Origin of the sequence: Pseudotabrizicola sp. L79, from assembly GCF_036553525.1 — a bacterium.
Classification (GTDB): domain Bacteria; phylum Pseudomonadota; class Alphaproteobacteria; order Rhodobacterales; family Rhodobacteraceae; genus Pseudotabrizicola.
Genome location: NZ_JAZHDA010000046.1, coordinates 129,415 through 145,600 on the forward strand (window position 1 = coordinate 129,415; position 16,186 = coordinate 145,600).

16 protein-coding genes and 1 tRNA gene are annotated in these 16,186 nt (G+C 60.1%); 15 read left to right on the top strand and 2 right to left on the bottom strand.

What is annotated here, in order from left to right; translation table 11 throughout:
* Positions 1–192 precede the first annotated feature (192 nt).
* From V3C85_RS08980 to V3C85_RS08990, 3 genes are read left to right on the top strand one after another with little or no spacing between them, the layout of a single operon-like run.
* Complete coding sequence (locus V3C85_RS08980) at positions 193–1,227, top strand: cysteine synthase A (protein ID WP_331794750.1); 1,035 nt, start codon at positions 193–195, stop codon at positions 1,225–1,227.
* Positions 1,224–3,794, top strand: a complete 2,571-nt coding sequence (locus V3C85_RS08985) for a DUF3772 domain-containing protein (protein ID WP_331794751.1) — start codon at positions 1,224–1,226, stop codon at positions 3,792–3,794. Before V3C85_RS08980 ends, V3C85_RS08985 begins: the two co-directional genes overlap by 4 nt.
* Positions 3,791–4,525, top strand: a complete 735-nt coding sequence (locus tag V3C85_RS08990) for an alanyl-tRNA editing protein (RefSeq protein ID WP_331794752.1) — start codon at positions 3,791–3,793, stop codon at positions 4,523–4,525. The genes V3C85_RS08985 and V3C85_RS08990 overlap by 4 nt, the downstream gene beginning before the upstream one ends.
* Positions 4,526–4,562: 37 nt before the next feature.
* Here the strand turns inward: V3C85_RS08990 and V3C85_RS08995 are convergent, their stop codons facing one another.
* Entirely contained in the window at positions 4,563–5,492 is a 930-nt protein-coding gene (locus tag V3C85_RS08995; RefSeq protein ID WP_331794753.1) for a helix-turn-helix domain-containing protein, read from the bottom strand.
* Positions 5,493–5,551: 59 nt separating this feature from the next.
* Between V3C85_RS08995 and V3C85_RS09000 the strand changes: the two genes are divergently transcribed.
* Positions 5,552–5,914 (top strand): hypothetical protein, encoded by a 363-nt coding sequence (locus tag V3C85_RS09000; RefSeq protein WP_331794754.1) that lies wholly within the window; start codon positions 5,552–5,554, stop codon positions 5,912–5,914.
* Between the two features lie 11 nt (positions 5,915–5,925).
* Positions 5,926–6,015, top strand: a tRNA-Ser gene (locus tag V3C85_RS09005).
* Between the two features lie 317 nt (positions 6,016–6,332).
* Here the strand turns inward: V3C85_RS09005 and V3C85_RS09010 are convergent.
* On the bottom strand, positions 6,333–7,100 hold the full coding sequence (locus tag V3C85_RS09010; protein ID WP_331794755.1) for an IclR family transcriptional regulator: 768 nt from the start codon (positions 7,098–7,100) through the stop codon (positions 6,333–6,335).
* A gap of 211 nt (positions 7,101–7,311) precedes the next feature.
* Between V3C85_RS09010 and V3C85_RS09015 the strand changes: the two genes are divergently transcribed.
* From V3C85_RS09015 to V3C85_RS09060, 10 genes are all read left to right on the top strand, one after another.
* Complete coding sequence (locus V3C85_RS09015) at positions 7,312–8,148, top strand: cyclase family protein (protein WP_331794756.1); 837 nt, start codon at positions 7,312–7,314, stop codon at positions 8,146–8,148.
* 59 nt (positions 8,149–8,207) lie between these two features.
* On the top strand, positions 8,208–8,558 hold the full coding sequence (locus tag V3C85_RS09020) for a cupin domain-containing protein (RefSeq protein WP_331794757.1): 351 nt from the start codon (positions 8,208–8,210) through the stop codon (positions 8,556–8,558).
* On the top strand, positions 8,555–9,364 hold the full coding sequence (locus tag V3C85_RS09025; protein WP_331794758.1) for an SDR family NAD(P)-dependent oxidoreductase: 810 nt from the start codon (positions 8,555–8,557) through the stop codon (positions 9,362–9,364). Before V3C85_RS09020 ends, V3C85_RS09025 begins: the two co-directional genes overlap by 4 nt.
* Positions 9,365–9,368: 4 nt before the next feature.
* Positions 9,369–10,298: a 3-hydroxyacyl-CoA dehydrogenase family protein gene (locus V3C85_RS09030; protein ID WP_331794759.1), complete on the top strand. Its 930-nt coding sequence runs from the start codon at positions 9,369–9,371 to the stop codon at positions 10,296–10,298.
* A 48-nt stretch (positions 10,299–10,346) separates the two neighbouring features.
* Complete coding sequence (locus V3C85_RS09035; RefSeq protein ID WP_331794760.1) at positions 10,347–11,615, top strand: ABC transporter substrate-binding protein; 1,269 nt, start codon at positions 10,347–10,349, stop codon at positions 11,613–11,615.
* A gap of 61 nt (positions 11,616–11,676) precedes the next feature.
* A complete protein-coding gene (locus V3C85_RS09040; protein ID WP_331794761.1) occupies positions 11,677–12,405 on the top strand; it encodes an ABC transporter ATP-binding protein in 729 nt (242 codons plus the stop codon).
* Positions 12,398–13,105 (top strand): ABC transporter ATP-binding protein, encoded by a 708-nt coding sequence (locus tag V3C85_RS09045; RefSeq protein ID WP_331794762.1) that lies wholly within the window; start codon positions 12,398–12,400, stop codon positions 13,103–13,105. The genes V3C85_RS09040 and V3C85_RS09045 overlap by 8 nt, the downstream gene beginning before the upstream one ends.
* 2 nt (positions 13,106–13,107) lie before the next feature.
* Positions 13,108–13,971 (top strand): branched-chain amino acid ABC transporter permease, encoded by an 864-nt coding sequence (locus V3C85_RS09050; RefSeq protein WP_331794763.1) that lies wholly within the window; start codon positions 13,108–13,110, stop codon positions 13,969–13,971.
* Entirely contained in the window at positions 13,968–14,987 is a 1,020-nt protein-coding gene (locus V3C85_RS09055; RefSeq protein ID WP_331794764.1) for a branched-chain amino acid ABC transporter permease, read from the top strand. Before V3C85_RS09050 ends, V3C85_RS09055 begins: the two co-directional genes overlap by 4 nt.
* A 2-nt stretch (positions 14,988–14,989) precedes the next feature.
* Positions 14,990–15,922, top strand: coding sequence for a 3-keto-5-aminohexanoate cleavage protein (locus tag V3C85_RS09060; protein ID WP_331794765.1), 933 nt, complete (start codon positions 14,990–14,992; stop codon positions 15,920–15,922).
* Positions 15,923–16,186: the final 264 nt, after the last annotated feature.

Here is a 16,186-nt window from a genome sequence, read left to right on the forward strand (position 1 = left end):
TGTTTCTGGCCCTTGGTTCCGTGGCGATTTTCGTGCGATCAGGGGACGGTTGTCGTGGCGTATCGCGGGGCCTTGGGCGGCTGTTTCGTGCGGGCCGGATGGGGCGGACCGACGTTCCTATCTGTGTGCATCGCCTTGAGTTTGGGCGGCAAGGCACATACACCTTGAGCCAAGGACAAGAAGGACATCGCCATGCGCATTCAAGACGATCTGGCCCATGCCATCGGGAACACACCGCTGATCAAGCTGAAAAAGGCGTCAGAGATCACCGGCTGCACCATTCTGGGCAAATGTGAGTTCCTGAACCCCGGCCAGTCGGTCAAGGACCGGGCCGCGCTGTATATCATCAAGGATGCGGTGGCGAAGGGCCTGCTGAAGCCGGGCGGCACGATTGTCGAGGGCACGGCGGGCAATACCGGCATCGGCCTTGCGCTGGTGGGGGCAAGCATGGGGTTCAAGACCGTGATCGTGATCCCCGAGACGCAGAGTCAGGAAAAGAAAGACATGCTGCGGCTGGCGGGGGCCGAATTGGTTCAGGTGCCGGCAGCGCCCTACAAGAACCCCAACAACTATGTGCGCTACTCGGGCCGTCTGGCCGAGGCTTTGGCGCGGACTGAACCGAATGGCGCGATCTGGGCCAATCAGTTCGACAATGTGGCGAACCGGCAGGCGCATATCGAGATGACGGGCCCCGAGATCTGGGCGCAGACCGATGGCAAGGTGGATGGGTTCATCTGCGCTGTCGGCTCGGGCGGCACGCTGGCCGGTGTTGGCATGGCCTTGCAGCCCAAGGGCGTGAAGATCGGTCTGGCCGATCCCGAGGGCGCTGCCCTGCATGCCTTTTACACGACGGGCGAATTTGCCTCGCCGGGCACATCGATCACCGAAGGCATCGGACAGGGCCGGATCACGGCCAATCTGGAAGGGTTCAAGCCCGATTTCAGCTATCGCATCCCCGATGCCGAGGCGCTGCCGCTGGTGTTTGACATGCTGTCAGAAGAAGGGCTGTGTCTGGGCGGATCGTCTGGCATCAATATCGCCGGGGCGATGCGGATGGCGCGCGAGATGGGGCCGGGGCATACCATCGTCACCATCCTGTGCGACTATGGCAACCGCTATCAATCCAAGCTGTTCAATCCGGTCTTCCTGAAGGAAAAGGGCCTGCCGGTTCCGGCATGGCTGGATCGGGCGCCACAGGCCTTGCCAGCGGTCTACGAAGACGCATGAGCCGCCTGAACGCCCTTCGCGCCGCCCTGTTGGGCGGGTTGGTTCTGGCACTGTCGGGGCTGGGGGTCATGGCGCAGGATGCGCCGACCACCGGCACCGCGCCGCCCATTGTTGCCGATGACACGGCCCCAACGGGCGAGATGGTCACGCTGGAAGCCGGGGCCCCGGCCTCGGCGGCGGTTCCGGCCAGTGAGCTGGACTATGCCGAATGGGCGACGGTGGCCGAACGGGCCGAAAGGGCGCTGGAAAACACCGAAAGCTCGTCTGTGGCGCTGGAACTGCTGCGCGCGCAACTGGTGGATTGGCGCGAGGCCTTTCTGGTGGCGCAGAATACCAATTCCTCGCGCATTACCACATTGCGCGAACAGATTGCCGCGCTGGGCCCGGCCCCTGCCGAAGGCGAGACCGAGGCCGATGAGATTGCCGCGCGGCGGGCCGAATTGAATGCGCAACTGGTGGCCTTTCAGGCCCCCGGCATTGCGGCCGAAGAAGCCTATCGCCGCGCCGACGGGTTGATCCGCGAGATTGACCGGGTGGTGCGCGAGCGGCAGGCCGATGAATTGCTGAAGCTGCTGCCGTCGCCCGTGAACCCCGCGAACTGGCCCGAAGCCTGGAAGGCGCTGGCGGGGGCCACGGGGGTTTTGCTGCGCGAGGCGACGATGCGCTGGGCCTTGCCGACATCGCGGCAACAACTGGTCGATAACCTGCCGCTGATCGTGACGCTGCTGGCGCTGGCCCTGGGGCTGATCTGGCGTGGGCGGGCCTTGGTTGAGGCGGGGGTTGGCCGTTTGGTGGCGCGATCAACGGCGCGGGGCCTGCGGATTTCGGCGCTGATCCTGTCGTTGGGCCAGATCATCATTCCGACCATTGGCACCGTGGCCCTGGCCGAGGCGCTTAAGCTGTCGGGCATGATTGGCATTGTCGGCACGGTTGTGGCCGATGTCTTGCCGGCGGCGGGCTTTATGGTGTTTGCGCTGCACTGGCTGGGGGGGCGGGTGTTCCCCAAGGCCGAACATTGGGTGCCTTTGGATCTGCCGGCCGATGCGCGGGCCGAAGGCCGGTTTCTGAGCACAGTCTTTGGCCTGATTCTGGGCATCAACATTCTGCTGCGGGCGGCGCTGGATCAGCAATCGCTGACCGATGCCGCGCGGTCGGTGCTGGATTTCCCGGTGCTGGTGATGGCGGCTGTGGTGTTGTGGCGGGCGGGGCGCTTGCTGCGGCGGGCATCAAAAGCGGTGACCGAAGGCACGGATGAGGTTGGCGCCAATTTCCGGGCGGGCACCCTGGGCCTGTTGGGCCGGTTGGCGGTGCTGGTGGGCTTTGTCGGCCCTTTGCTGGGGGCGGTGGGCTATATCGCGGCGGCCTCGGCCCTGATCTATCCGGCGGCCACGTCGCTGGGCGTGATCGGGATGCTGTATGTGTTTCAGGTTCTGATCACCGATGTTTATGTGCTGATCACCCGGCGAGAGGATGATGCCAAGACGGCTCTGGTGCCGGTGCTGTTGGGTTTTGGGCTGGTGCTGGCCTCGATCCCGCTGTTTGCGCTGATCTGGGGGGCGCGGCTGTCCGACATCACCGAGGTCTGGACGCGGCTGCGCGAGGGCTTTCAGATCGGCGAAACGCGGATTTCGCCGACCGATTTTCTGGTGTTTGCCGTGGTGTTTGCCATCGGCTTTACGCTGACCCGGCTGTTTCAGGGGGCGTTGAAGGGCACGATCCTGCCGCGCACCAAGATGGATCAGGGCGCGCGAAATGCGGTGATTTCGGGCATTGGCTATGTCGGGATCTTTCTGGCCGGGTTGATCGCCATCAACACCGCGGGGCTGGATCTGTCGGGGCTGGCCATCGTGGCAGGTGCCCTGTCGGTCGGCATCGGTTTTGGTTTGCAGAATATCGTGTCGAATTTCGTTTCGGGCATCATCCTGCTGATCGAGCGCCCGGTCAGCGAGGGGGACTGGATCGAGGTTGGCGGTGTGCAGGGGGTGGTCAAGTCGATCTCGGTGCGCTCGACCCGGATACAGACCTTTGACCGCACGGATGTGATCGTGCCGAACACCGATCTGGTGGCGGGGCAGGTGACGAACTGGACGCGGTTCAACCTGACGGGGCGGTTGATCGTGCCGGTGGGCGTGGCCTATGGCACCGACACCCGCAAGGTGGAACGGGTGCTGAGAGAGATCGCCGAGGCGCAGCCCCTGGCCCTGCTGAACCCGGCGCCGACGGTGGCCTTCATGAGTTTCGGGGCGGATTCGCTGAATTTCGAGATCAGGGTGATCTTGCGCGACGTGAACTTCTCGATTTCGGTGCGCAGCGAGATCAACCATCAGATCGCAAAGCGCTTTGCCGAGGAAGGCATCGAAGTGCCCTTTGCGCAGCGCGACATCAATCTGCGCAACGCGCGCGAAGTGGCCCGCGCCTTTCGGGGCGAGGATGATGACCCAAAGCCGGTGGCCGAGGCCCCGGACGGCCCGCGCATGATGGCGCGCGATTATGTGCCGGGCGAAGGTCTGACGCAGAAGGATACGGATGAGGATGACGGCGAAGGGCCGGAAGGGACGCTGAGGTGAGCACGGATCTTTTGTTTCGCGACGATGCCTATCTGTCGCAGGCCGATGCGGTGGTTGTGGGCCATACGCCCGAGGGTGGGCTGTTGCTGGACCGCACGATCTTTTACCCCACGGGGGGTGGTCAGCCCGGCGATTCCGGGGTGATCGAATGGGGCGGCAAGCGGCTGTCCATTGCCACCGCCGTCAAGGTGGAAGGCGCGCGTGTGGCGCTGGTTCCGGCCGAGCCGGTGGCGATGCCGGGGGTTGGCACGCCGGTGGTGCAAAAGCTGGATTGGACGCGCCGCCACCGCCACATGCGGGTGCATACGGCGCTGCATCTTCTGTCGGTGGTGATCCCGCTGCCGGTGACGGGCGGGCAGATCGGCACCGACCGGGGGCGGCTGGATTTCGACATGCCAGAGCCGCCCGAGGATGTGACGCTGTTAAGCGACAGGCTGAACCGCCTGATCGAGCAGGATTTGCAGGTGACAGACAGCTGGATCACCGATGCCGAGCTGATGGAGAACCCCGGGTTGGTCAAGACCATGTCGGTGATGCCGCCAATGGGGCAGGGCCGGGTGCGGCTGGTGCGGATCGGCACCGAGGGCCGGCAAGTGGATTTGCAGCCCTGTGGGGGCACGCATGTCGCACGCACCGGTGAAATCGGGCAGGTGGAAATCACCAAGATCGAAAAGAAGGGCCGTCAGAACCGGCGCGTGGTGCTGTCGCTGCTGGATGGGCTGCGCGGCTGAACTGTTGGCCCGAACTGTGGGCCCGCATCGGCGTGCGCTAGATGAAGTCGGGCACGCGGTTTAGCGCGTTCTGGATCACGGGCAGCAGATCTTTCATGTCATGGCTGCCGCAGCGCCGCGCACAGGCCAGCACTGCCTTGGTGCTGCGCGGCAGCTTTTGCAGCACAATTGCGGAAAAGCGGTTGCTGTCGGGCAGGCGGCGGCGGGTGATGAAGGAAATGCCGCTGAAATAATCCATCAACCCGTCCAATCCATATTCGAAATAGGTCAGGTTCATCACATCGGAATAGGGTGTTTTTGACACAAGGGTGACGCCATCGAACTGCTGGATCAACTGCCCGTCATAGCGAGAGCTGCGGGCAAAGCGCACCCCGCCGCTGCGCATCGGCTGATCGTGCAGATCATACCCTTTCCACAGCTTGGTATCGCCTTTGGTGGTGATCAGCGCCATGCCAAGATAGGCGCGTTGGGGCTGGCGAAAGGATTTGCGCCAATAGCGATACAGCCCATCGGGCATCAGATAGTGGTCAAAGGGGCGGGTTGACGGCGGCGCCCAAATCTCGGCCTGCGACTGCGGCCGTTCAGCAAGACGTTCTGCGGCCCGGGGGGGGGCCAGCGGGTCAAGCAGGATATTCGCATCAACTTTGAAATGGCGGCAAATGCGGTGCAGCACATCGGGCCGGGGAAAGGCCGTTCCGGCCAGATAGCGGTTGAACTGAGTGCGGTTTACGCCGATCTGGCGGCATAATTCCGAGACATTTCCGGTATCTGCCATCAGTTGTTGAAGGTTGCGCGCGAGAATCATGCGCAATTCGGCCGGGTTCGGAGCTGAGGCGGACATGACCGACCTTTGTGACTGTTTCAATGAAATCTGACGCTTAACCGCATCAGTTTCGAGACATATCTGACGCCATGTAGCTACAGAATGATACAGAACAAGGGCTATTGTCCATAGGTTGAGGCACATAAACTCTGTATATGGGGCGGATGGCTCTTGCCCGACTTGAGACAAGGAGTAGGCACATCATGATATGTGGGGTTGTGATCTGGTATTCTCGGGTGGATTTCAAAGCGCTTATTTGGTGCGAGGATTCGGGGGCCTTGGCCTTTGCAACCGGGCCGACCAGTTGGCGCAACCCGATGGTCGAGATTGCCGTCGGAGATTGCGTGGCCTTTGTGGCCGAGGAGGCCGGGCGTGAGCGCAAGTGTCGCGACATCCACCTGATTGCCGCCCAAATGGCCCCTGACTTGCCCCTCAGCATCCAGCAGGGCCGGGGCAATACGCCGACGCCACCCCCACAACTTTCGCTGTGTTCAACGGGGGGCGTAGCGCAACCTGCCGCAAACAAGGGAAATCCCCTCTTGCATCTTTGCGCCAGTCGCGATTAAGAGGCGGTCACGGACAGTTGGCCGAGTGGTCGAAGGCGCACGCCTGGAAAGTGTGTAGGCGGGGAACCGTCTCGAGGGTTCGAATCCCTCACTGTCCGCCAAGAAACCTTGGGTTCTTTTTAGCAGATCTCGCGTCTTATCCCTTGGGCTGATCATCTCGGTCCGCCGCCAGTAAGTGTTTGGGCGCAACAAGGTGTGCATTGAACCAAGGCTGGAAGGCACTTGGCCGATTTTCTTGTTCAGGTCCCTGTCGTGATGATCGGCGTATGTGGGCCCGTGGTGTCTGCGATTTGGCTTGGGCTTTCTTGTGTGCGGGCAAGGTGTCAGCGTCGAGTGGGGCACTGATCGCAGTTTGTCGCAAGGAATGAAAAGATCGGGGCGTTTTCATGGCGCCGCGGTCTGGTTGCAAGGCTCGCAATTATCTTTCGCCAACGCCGATCATTTTCTCTATGTTTCTTGCGGTTTTCAACAGGGCCGCTTCAACCACCGGTTTTGTTTGCTCGAACCGCGTAGAGGGCACAGGCACGGAAATGGCGTGCAGATCTCCGGCCCAATCACGAAACGCCAAACCGATTGCGCAAATGCCCGAGGTGTGTTCCGCAAGGTCGTAGGCCAGTCCGGTCTTGCGAATGGTCGCAAGCTCTTGCTGCAGCGCGACCATGTTGCCTTCTATGCCATTTCGGTCCCATTCGTTCTGAATAAGCTGTGAGGCTTTGTCTTCGGGCATCTGCGCAAGGCAGGCACGACCATTCGCGGTGGTCGTCAGGGGGAAGACCTCGCCGACGGAAGATACAGTGCGCAAGCGGTGCGTGCCGGGCACCTGATCCAGAAAGATCATCCCGGCGCCGCGCAAGACGGACAGGTCCGCGGTCTCTCCGGTTTTCTGGGTCAGTTCTGTCAGCAGCAACCGGCAATGTTCGACAATGTTATATTGCGCGGCTTCGGCCAGGGCATGCAACTCTGGGCCAAGTCGCAAGCCGCCGCCGTTTGCATCGCTGATCACCAGCCGTTCGGTTTGCAAAGCCGCGACGATTCGCTGCACCGTAGAGCGGGCCAGACCCACACGTTCGGCGATCTGGCCCAAGCTCATTCCGGTTGGATTGTCGCGCAAGGCCCGTAAAACAGCTGCGGCGCGAGCAATCACCTGAATGCCGCCCCGTTCAGATTTGTCTTCTTTTTCAGTCATTTGTGACTTCAACTTTATGAAAGGTCAATCCGGTTCAACTGATATTAGTGCGGCGAACAGAAACCGCAATGCGATACAGTAGTATTGAAACCCAAAGAAATCATTTGACCGCATAGTGATACATATGCATCTCTATGTAGGACAGGTGGAGGAAGCCCTGACAGTTCAAGCAACAACATCGGTGCGCCGATGATCGGAGGAGGTTTGTCAAATGGTGAAGGTTCGAGGTATCGAATTTCAAGGTAATCTTGATAACGATATGGGGTTGGAGTTTTACAACCTGAGCCACCGTTTCGGGTTCCAAAACCCCAATTGGCCGTATTTTCAAGACACCAAGATTGAGCGCATCCATTATATGGCGAAATCAGGTGTGCTGAGCCAGCGCATCACCACCACGATGCATGCCACGACCCATATCGATGCGCCCGCGCATGTGGTGCAAGGCACCCCATTTATTGACGAAGTGCCGCTGCCGCATTTCTTTGGAACGGGCATCGTGGTGTCGCTGCCCAAGAAGAAGTGGGAACCGATCACGGGTGAAGACCTGGAAAAAGCCTGCGGCCATGTGATCCGCAAGGGCGATGTGCTGATCATCAACACCGGTTGGCATCACGATTATGAGGACGGCGATTACTTTGCCTATTGCCCGGGCTTTGTTGCCTCGGCTGGGCATTGGATGGTGGAAAAGGGTGTCAAGGTCGTGGGCCACGACACCCAAGCGAACGACCACCCGCTGGCGACGGCCATCGGCCCACAGCGCAACGGGCCGTTGTTGCCGCATCTGGAACAGGAATACAAGGAATGGTCTGGCGGGCGCGATTGGAAGGATGACTTCCCCGATTGGGAACCCGTTCACCAGATCCTGTTCAAGAACGGTATTTTGGGCATCGAGAACGTCGGTGGTGATCTGGATGCGGTGACCGGCAAACGCTGCACCTTTGCCTTCTTCCCGTGGAATTGGGATCGCGGCGACGGATGTATCATCCGTCTGGTGGCAATGATCGACAAAAGTCAGAACTTCCGCATCGACGACGGCGCTGAATTCTGACCCGTTTTCGGCGCGCCGCAAAAGGCGCGCCGTCACCGCATATTCCTGGGGAGGAGTCTATGCATATCAAGCGTTTCGACGACGCGCAGCCCTATGTGGCCCCCAATCATTTTGGCTGTCACGGTTTGCGGTTGCAAGGGTTCGAGGCGGGTGGGCCGACCAATCAATGGATTGGGTTCAGCCAGTTCTTGCCACAAGGGGGCGCAGGGCCAGACGCAACACCCTTTGAGAAGGTCTATGTTGTTCTGGAGGGCGAGATGACAGTCATCATCGACGGCGTCGAGACTGTGCTGCACCGCTACGACAGCTGCACCATCCCCGCGCATGAAGTGCGCAAGCTTGAAAACCGATCCAATCACACCGCCAAGATGCTTGTCGTGATCCCCTATCCCCCAGAGGCAAAGCCATGACCCTTTCCCATCCCGCGAAGATGTTTGATGTCTCGGGCCAAATCGCGCTGATCACCGGGGCATCGGGCGCCTTTGGTATGGTTGCGGCACGGGTACTGGCGGGCGCTGGATGCAAGTTGGTATTGGCTGCTGGCAACCAGGACGCCCTCGACGCGATTGCTACCGAGTGCCGCGAGATGGGGGCGGAAGTTACGGCGATCAACACCCGGCCCAGCGACGAAACCGCGTGCGACAGCCTCGTGGCCGAGGCGGTTCGGGCCTATGGTGGTCTGGACATTCTTGTCGTTGCCTCGGGGATGAACAAGGTCGCCCTGATCAACGATATGGCACCAGAGACGTTTACAGCCGTGATGGATGCCAACGTCACACAAAGCTGGCTTATGGCGCGTGCTGCCGCGGGTCAGATGAAGGCCCAAGTCGCCGCGGGCACACATCTGGGCGGCAAGATCGTGCTTGTCTCCTCGGCTCGCGGGCTGTTGGGACATCCGGCTGGCTACACCGCTTATTGCGCGTCAAAGTCGGCAACTGACGGTATCGTCAAGGCGCTGGGTTGCGAGCTTGGCCCGACCGGTATCACAGTCAATGCCATTGCGCCGACGGTGTTCCGCTCGCCTCTGACGGCGTGGATGTTCGAAGATACCGAAAAGGCCAAAGCGGTGCGCGCTGGCTTTTTGTCCCGCGTGCCCAAGGGCCGCCTTGGTGAGCCGGAAGACCTTGCCGGGCCGCTTCTGTTCCTCGCCTCCAAAGCGTCTGATTTTTACACCGGGCATATCCTCTATGCCGATGGCGGCTATACCGCAGGGTGATGATATGACAGCCAAAAATCGCCAGATTGCTGTGATTGGTGCTGGGTTGATGGGTCACGGAATCGCCCTGACGCTGGCCCGTGCCGGCCAATATGTTGCTCTGACCGACCCCTTTCCAGAGGCGCGCACTTCTGCTCCGGCCCGCATTCGTTCCAGCATGTCGGCAATGGGCCTGAGTGAGGCTGAAATCGCCCGCGCACTGAAAAGAATAGAGATTTTTGATACGACTGCCGGGGCCGTTCGTGCGGCCGAGGTGGTGTTCGAGGCCGCCCCGGAGAAGCTGGATCTCAAGCGCAAGATCTTTGCCGAGATCGAAGCGCATGCGCCTGAAGCCTGCATTCTGGCGTCAAATACCTCGGTGATGCCGATCACTGAAATCATGGCGAACCTGCGGCTTAAGGCCCGCGCACTTGGGACGCATTGGTGGAACCCGCCGCACCTGATCCCGCTGGTCGAAGTGGTGAAGACCGAATGGACCGAAGCGAGTGTCGCGGCCGACATGATGGATCTGCTGTCCGACGCGGGAAAAACGCCGGTTCTGGTGGCCAAGGATGTGCCGGGATTTATCGGCAACCGTTTGCAACATGCGCTGTGGCGCGAGGCAATCAGTTTGGTCGAAAACGGCATCTGCGATGCCGAAGCGGTCGATACCGTGATCAAGGCCAGCTTCGGGCGCAGGCTTGCGGTGCTGGGGCCGCTGGAGAATGCGGATTTGGTTGGCACAGATCTGACACTGGATATCCACGAAAACGTGCTTTTCGATCTTGAAAGCCGCAAAGGCCCGTCACCGTATCTGAAGCAGCTGGTGTCCGACGGCAAGCTTGGCATGAAGACTGGGGAAGGCTTTCGCAAATGGACCGATGTCCAGGCGAATGACGTGCGATTGCGGGTTGCGCGTCACCTTAAACGACTCGACGGGATCTTGATGGACTAGAGCAATTGCTTGGCAGGGAGGCTGAGCGATAAACGGGAGGACTACGCTATGAAAACCATAACTTCGCGGCGCGGCTTTATGATGGCGGGGGCCGCGAGTTTGGCCGCTCCCGCTCTGTTGCGGGCCACGCGCGCCTATGCGGCGACACCGACCCTTAGGGTCGGTCTTGTCAGCCCACGCACTGGCCCGCTGGCCAGCTTTTCCGAGGCGGACGACCATGTTCTGGCCGCGATCAATCAGGCCTTTGCGGGAGGGATCGAGAACAACGGCAAGTCTTGGGCCATTGAAATCATTGCCAAAGACAGCCAGTCCAACCCCAACCGCGCGGCAGAAGTCGCCGCCGACCTGATCCTGAGCGACGAGGTGGACATCATCCTTGCTGCCTCGACCCCTGACACGGTGAACCCGGTAGCGGATCAGGCCGAAATCAACGAAATTCCATGTATCACCACGGATTGCCCATGGCAGCCCTATTTCTTCGGTCGCAACGGCGTTCCGGGGCAGGGGTTCCAATCCACCTATCATTTCTTCTGGGGGCTGGAAGATGTGATTGGCGCCTTTCTTGACATGTGGGGCGGTTCGGGCGTGACCAAGAACGTCGGGGGGCTGTTCCCCAACGACGCAGATGGCAACGCTTGGGGCGACGCGGAATTGGGGCTGCCCAAACCCTTGGCGGCGGCAGGCTATACGCTGACAGATCCGGGCCGTTATCAGCCGCTGTCGGATGACTTCTCCAACCAGATCGCGGCTTTCAAGGCGGCGGGCTGCGAAATTGTGACGGGCAATATGATCGCGCCCGATTTCGCGACCTTCTGGGCGCAGGCAGCACAACAGGGATTTGCGCCCAAGATCGTCACCATCGGCAAGGCGCTGCTGTTCCCTTCGGTGATCGAGTCGCTTGGGGAACGCGGCAATGGGCTAAGCTCAGAGGTCTGGTGGTCACCGAACCATCCGTTCTCGTCCTCGCTGACCGGAGCCAGCGCCAAAGATCTGGCTGAAGGCTATGTCGCTGCGACAGGGCGGCCCTGGACACAACCCATCGGCTTCAAACACGCGCTGTTCGAAGTCGTCTCGGATGTGGTCAAGCGTGCTGAAGACCTAGAGGATGCAAGCTCTATCGTGGCCGCGATCGCCTCGACCAAGCTGAATACCATCGTGGGGCCGGTCGATTGGTCTAATGGTCCGATCAATAACGTCACCAAAACGCCTTTGGTCGCGGGCCAGTGGCAACGTGAAGGCGACAAGTTCGATCTGAAGATCGTGGCCAATTCTGCAGCTCCCGACATCCCGAAGACGGGCGAGTTGATCTTGCTGTGATCCGTGAGGGCGGCGTGCAACCGCGCCGCCCATCCTCGCTCTTTTCTGAAGGGAAGCAGATGTGACTGCGTTCTTGCAGCTTGATAACCTGACCAAATCCTTTGGCTCGATCACGGTGGCCGATGGGCTAGGCTATAGCTTGCACCGGGGCGAAGCCCTTGGGGTGATCGGGCCGAACGGGGCCGGCAAGACCTCTATGTTCAATCTGGTTACGGGCACCTTGGCGCCGAACTCGGGACGGGTGGTCTTTGATGGCCGTGATGTAACCAAGCTTTCGGCGGCGGCCCGGTGCCGTGCGGGAATGGCACGCAGTTTTCAAGTGCCGCAACCGTTCTCGGGCATGAGCGTCTATGAAAACGCTATGGTTGCCGCGACGCAGGCGGCTGGGCTGACGGGACGCGCGGCAGAACGTCTGTGCCTTGAGGTGCTGGAGCAGACCCAGATGTTGCCCAAGGCCAATGTGCAGGCTGGGGGGCTGACCTTGCTGGAACGCAAGCGGCTGGAGTTGACCCGCGCGCTTTGTGCCAAGCCCAAGTTGTTGATGCTGGATGAAATCGCCGGTGGGCTGACCGAAGGCGAATGCCGGTCGCTGGTGCAGACGATCAAGGAAATTCATGCCACGGGCGTCTCGATCATCTGGATCGAGCATGTGGTGCATGCGCTTTTGGCGGTAGTGGATCGTCTGATCGTCATCGACTTTGGAAAAAAGATCGCCGAGGGCGAGCCTAAGGAGATCATGGCTAGCCCACAGGTGCAGGAAATCTATCTGGGGATCGAAGCCGATGCCTGAAACCATTCTGGAAATCAAAGGCTTGAATGCCCACTACCGCGACTTTCAGGCGCTTTACGGTGTGGATATGACCGTTGCGGCGGGCGAAGTTCTGGCCATTATCGGCGCGAACGGGGCAGGTAAAACCACTCTCATGCGCTCGATCTCTGGGCTGATGGCGAACGGCGCGGGGCAGATCCGCTATCGCGGCAACGACATCAGCGGATTGCGCGCGGATCAAGTGGCCGCGACGGGGATCGCCTTGGTGCCAGAAGGGCGGCAGCTGTTCCGCTCGTTGTCGGTCGAGGAAAACCTGATCATTGGAGGGCAAATCGGGCGCAAAGGCCCGTGGAATGTGCAAGCTGTGTTCAAGCTGTTCCCGATCTTGGCCGAGCGCCGCGCCGTGCCTGCAACATCGCTGTCGGGCGGGCAGCAGCAGATGGTGGCTATTGGCCGTGCGTTGATGGCAAATCCGGACCTGATCTTGTTTGACGAGATCAGCCTTGGCCTCGCGCCGATCATCATCAAAGACATATACGCGGCCCTTCCTGGCATCATCGGTGAGGGGATGAGCGCGCTGATTGTCGAGCAAGACATCACCAAGGCGCTTTCGGTCTCGAACCGGCTTTACTGCCTGCAAGAAGGCCGCGTGTCTTTGGAAGGTGTGTCGGGGGCCGTGTCGCGGGCCGAAATTTCCCGCGCCTATTTTGGAATGGAATAAGTATGGAATGGGCAAATGCTGTCGTGCAAGGCACCTTGCTGGGCGGGCTTTATGCGCTGTTTGCGGCCGGTCTGTCGCTGATCTTTGGTGTGATGCGATTGGTCAATATCGCGCATGGAGATCTGATCGTGCTGGCGGCCTATCTGGGGCTGACTGTGGTGTCGGTGCTTGGCCTGCATCCATTGCTGGCACTTCTGGTTGTTGTGCCTGTGATGGCGCTGTTTGGCTATGTGCTGCAACGGGTTGTGCTGAACCGCACGCTGGGCGACGACCTGCTGCCGCCGCTGCTGGTCACATTTGGGCTTTCAGTGATCCTGCAAAACGGCCTGCTTGCTATCTATACGGCCGACCCACAAAAGATCAATGCAGGCCCGCTAGAGACGGCAAGTGTGTCGGTGGCGGGCCTGTCGCTGGGGGTTTTGCCCTTGTTGACCTTTTGCGTGGCGATTGCTGTGATCTGGGGCCTGCAATGGGTGTTTTATCACACCGCCCTTGGTCGTGCTTTTCGCGCGGTGTCAGACAATCAGGACATTGCGCAGCTTATGGGCCTGAACCGTCGCCATATTTTCGGGTTGGCAATGGCGTTGGCCTTGGCAGTGACGGCTTTAGCGGGGATTTTGCTGGGTATCCGCACCAGCTTTGACCCTTCCATTGGCGGCGGGCGGCTGATTTTCGGCTTTGAGGCGGTGATCATTGGCGGGCTTGGCAATCTGTGGGGCACTCTCGCAGGCGGTGTTATCCTGGGGGTGGCGCAGACACTTGGCGCCAAGGTCGATCCCGGATGGCAGCTTTTGGCTGGTCATATCACCTTTCTGATCATTCTTGCCCTCCGCCCGAACGGCCTGTTTCCAAGGATTTCGGCATGACCCATACCGTCACACGCAGTTCCAACGCCGCGCGGATCGCAGGTGGGGGCGCCGCAGCCATCGTGCTTACGCTGATAGCGGCCCCTTGGTGGGCTGGCAGCGCCGATCTGCGGCTGATCGGTGAGATTTGCCTGTATCTCGCACTGGCCAGTTTGTGGAACCTGATGGCAGGCTATGCAGGCCTCGTTTCTGTCGGGCAACAAGCCTATGTCGGCTTTGGCGGCTATATGCTGTTTGCCTTGACCATCTCTGCGGGATTGTCACCGCTTGCAGCCATTGGGGCTGCGGGGGTCTTGGGCGCTTTGATCGCAGTGCCGACGGCCTTGCTGATCTTTCGCCTGCGCGGGGCCTATTTCGCCATTGGCACTTGGGTGATCGCCGAGGTGTTTAGGTTGTCATTTGCTCAGATTTCTTCATTGGGCGGTGGCTCTGGCTCGTCGCTGCCGGTGTCGGTGGTCAAATCGCTGGCGGCCAACAAGGACGGGCGCGAGGCGATCAGCTATTGGCTCGCTCTTGGTGCTGCGGTGCTGGTGGTTGCGGCGGTTTATCTGTTCTTGCGCTCTCGCAAAGGGTTGGCCCTGACCGCGATCCGCGACAATGAACTGGCGGCACGTTCGCTTGGCATCGACATTTGGCGTGCGAAGTTCGTGGTTTATGTGGTCACAGCGGCCCTGACCTCGGCCGTTGGTGCGTTGATTTTCCTGCAAAAGCTGCGAATTTCGCCAGATGCCGCCTTTAGCGTCAATGACTGGACGGCTTTTATGATCTTTATCGTGGTCATCGGTGGGATCGGCACGATCGAAGGCCCGATCATTGGCACGCTGGTGTTCTTTGCGCTGCGCGAGACACTGGCAGATCTGGGCACCGCTTATCTGATCATCCTTGGCTTTGTCGCGATCGTCATCATGCTCAAGGCGCCCAAGGGCATCTGGGGCCTGATCCGCGCACGTTTCGATCTTCAACTGTTTCCCTTGGGCTACCGCGTTGTCGCCCCCGACCCAAAGAAAGGCGTCTGAGCATGGCCAGACAACAAAGGACCATCATCACCTGTGCCATCACCGGTGCGATCCACACCCCCACCATGTCAGACGCGCTGCCCTACACGCCGGATGACATTGCACAACAAGCGGTGGATGCCGCCGAAGCGGGGGCTTCGATCCTGCATCTTCATGCGCGCCGCGCCCATGATGGCGGAGTGTCGGTCGATACTGACGATTTCGCGGCCTTTCTGCCGCGGATCAAGCAGGCGACGGATGCGGTGGTGAATATCTCGACCGGCGGAAGCCTGACGTTGTCTATCGCTGACCGCGTCAAACCTGCGACAATATTCTCACCCGAGATGTGCAGTTTGAATATGGGGTCGATGAATTTCTCGTTTCATCCCTTGGCCAAACGCTATGAGGATTGGAAGTTCGATTGGGAAAAGGCTTATGTCGAAGGGTCGGAAGGCAATATCTTTCGCAACACCTTTCGCGATATTCGTGAGGCGGCAGAAACCCTTGCCCCGCATGACATCAAGTTCGAGCATGAATGTTATGACGTTGGGCATCTTTACAACCTGAAGTTCTGCATGGACACAGGGCTGTTCAAGGCCCCTATCTTCATCCAGTTCATTTTTGGCATCCTTGGCGGCATCGGTCCCGAGATTGACAACCTTATCTTCATGAAGCGGACTGCGGACCGGCTTTTTGGAGATAACTACCGCTGGTCCGTCTTGGGGGCGGGCGGGGCGCAGATGTCATTGGCAACCAGCGCAAGCCAGATGGGCGGCAATATTCGCGTGGGCTTGGAAGACAGCTTGTTCATCAGTCGCGGCAAGCTTGCCGAAAGCAATGCGCAACAAGTTGCCAAGATCCGACGCATCGTCGAAGATCTGGGCTGCACTGTTGCGACCCCAGATGAGGCCCGCGATATTCTTGCGCTGAAAGGTGGAGATCGCGTGAATTTCTAGCGGCCACCGAGCATTGATCCGGCGCTGCTTGCGACCAGTGGCGTGGCGCCATCGTGTCGCCGGCCTGCGGGGAAATCTGTCTGCGCGGGGGGCATGACGAGGCAAGGAATGCTTTTCCCCGTTGCCACTCTGCTCTTGCAGTTCACCCGTCAACTTGGCCGTAAGGCATAGTATGATCGGGCTTGCGACCGGCTGTATTCATATGACAAAGGCCAAACTGCCGGTCCGGACAATGCCAAAGAGCGGTGGGGGCCATATCAGCGT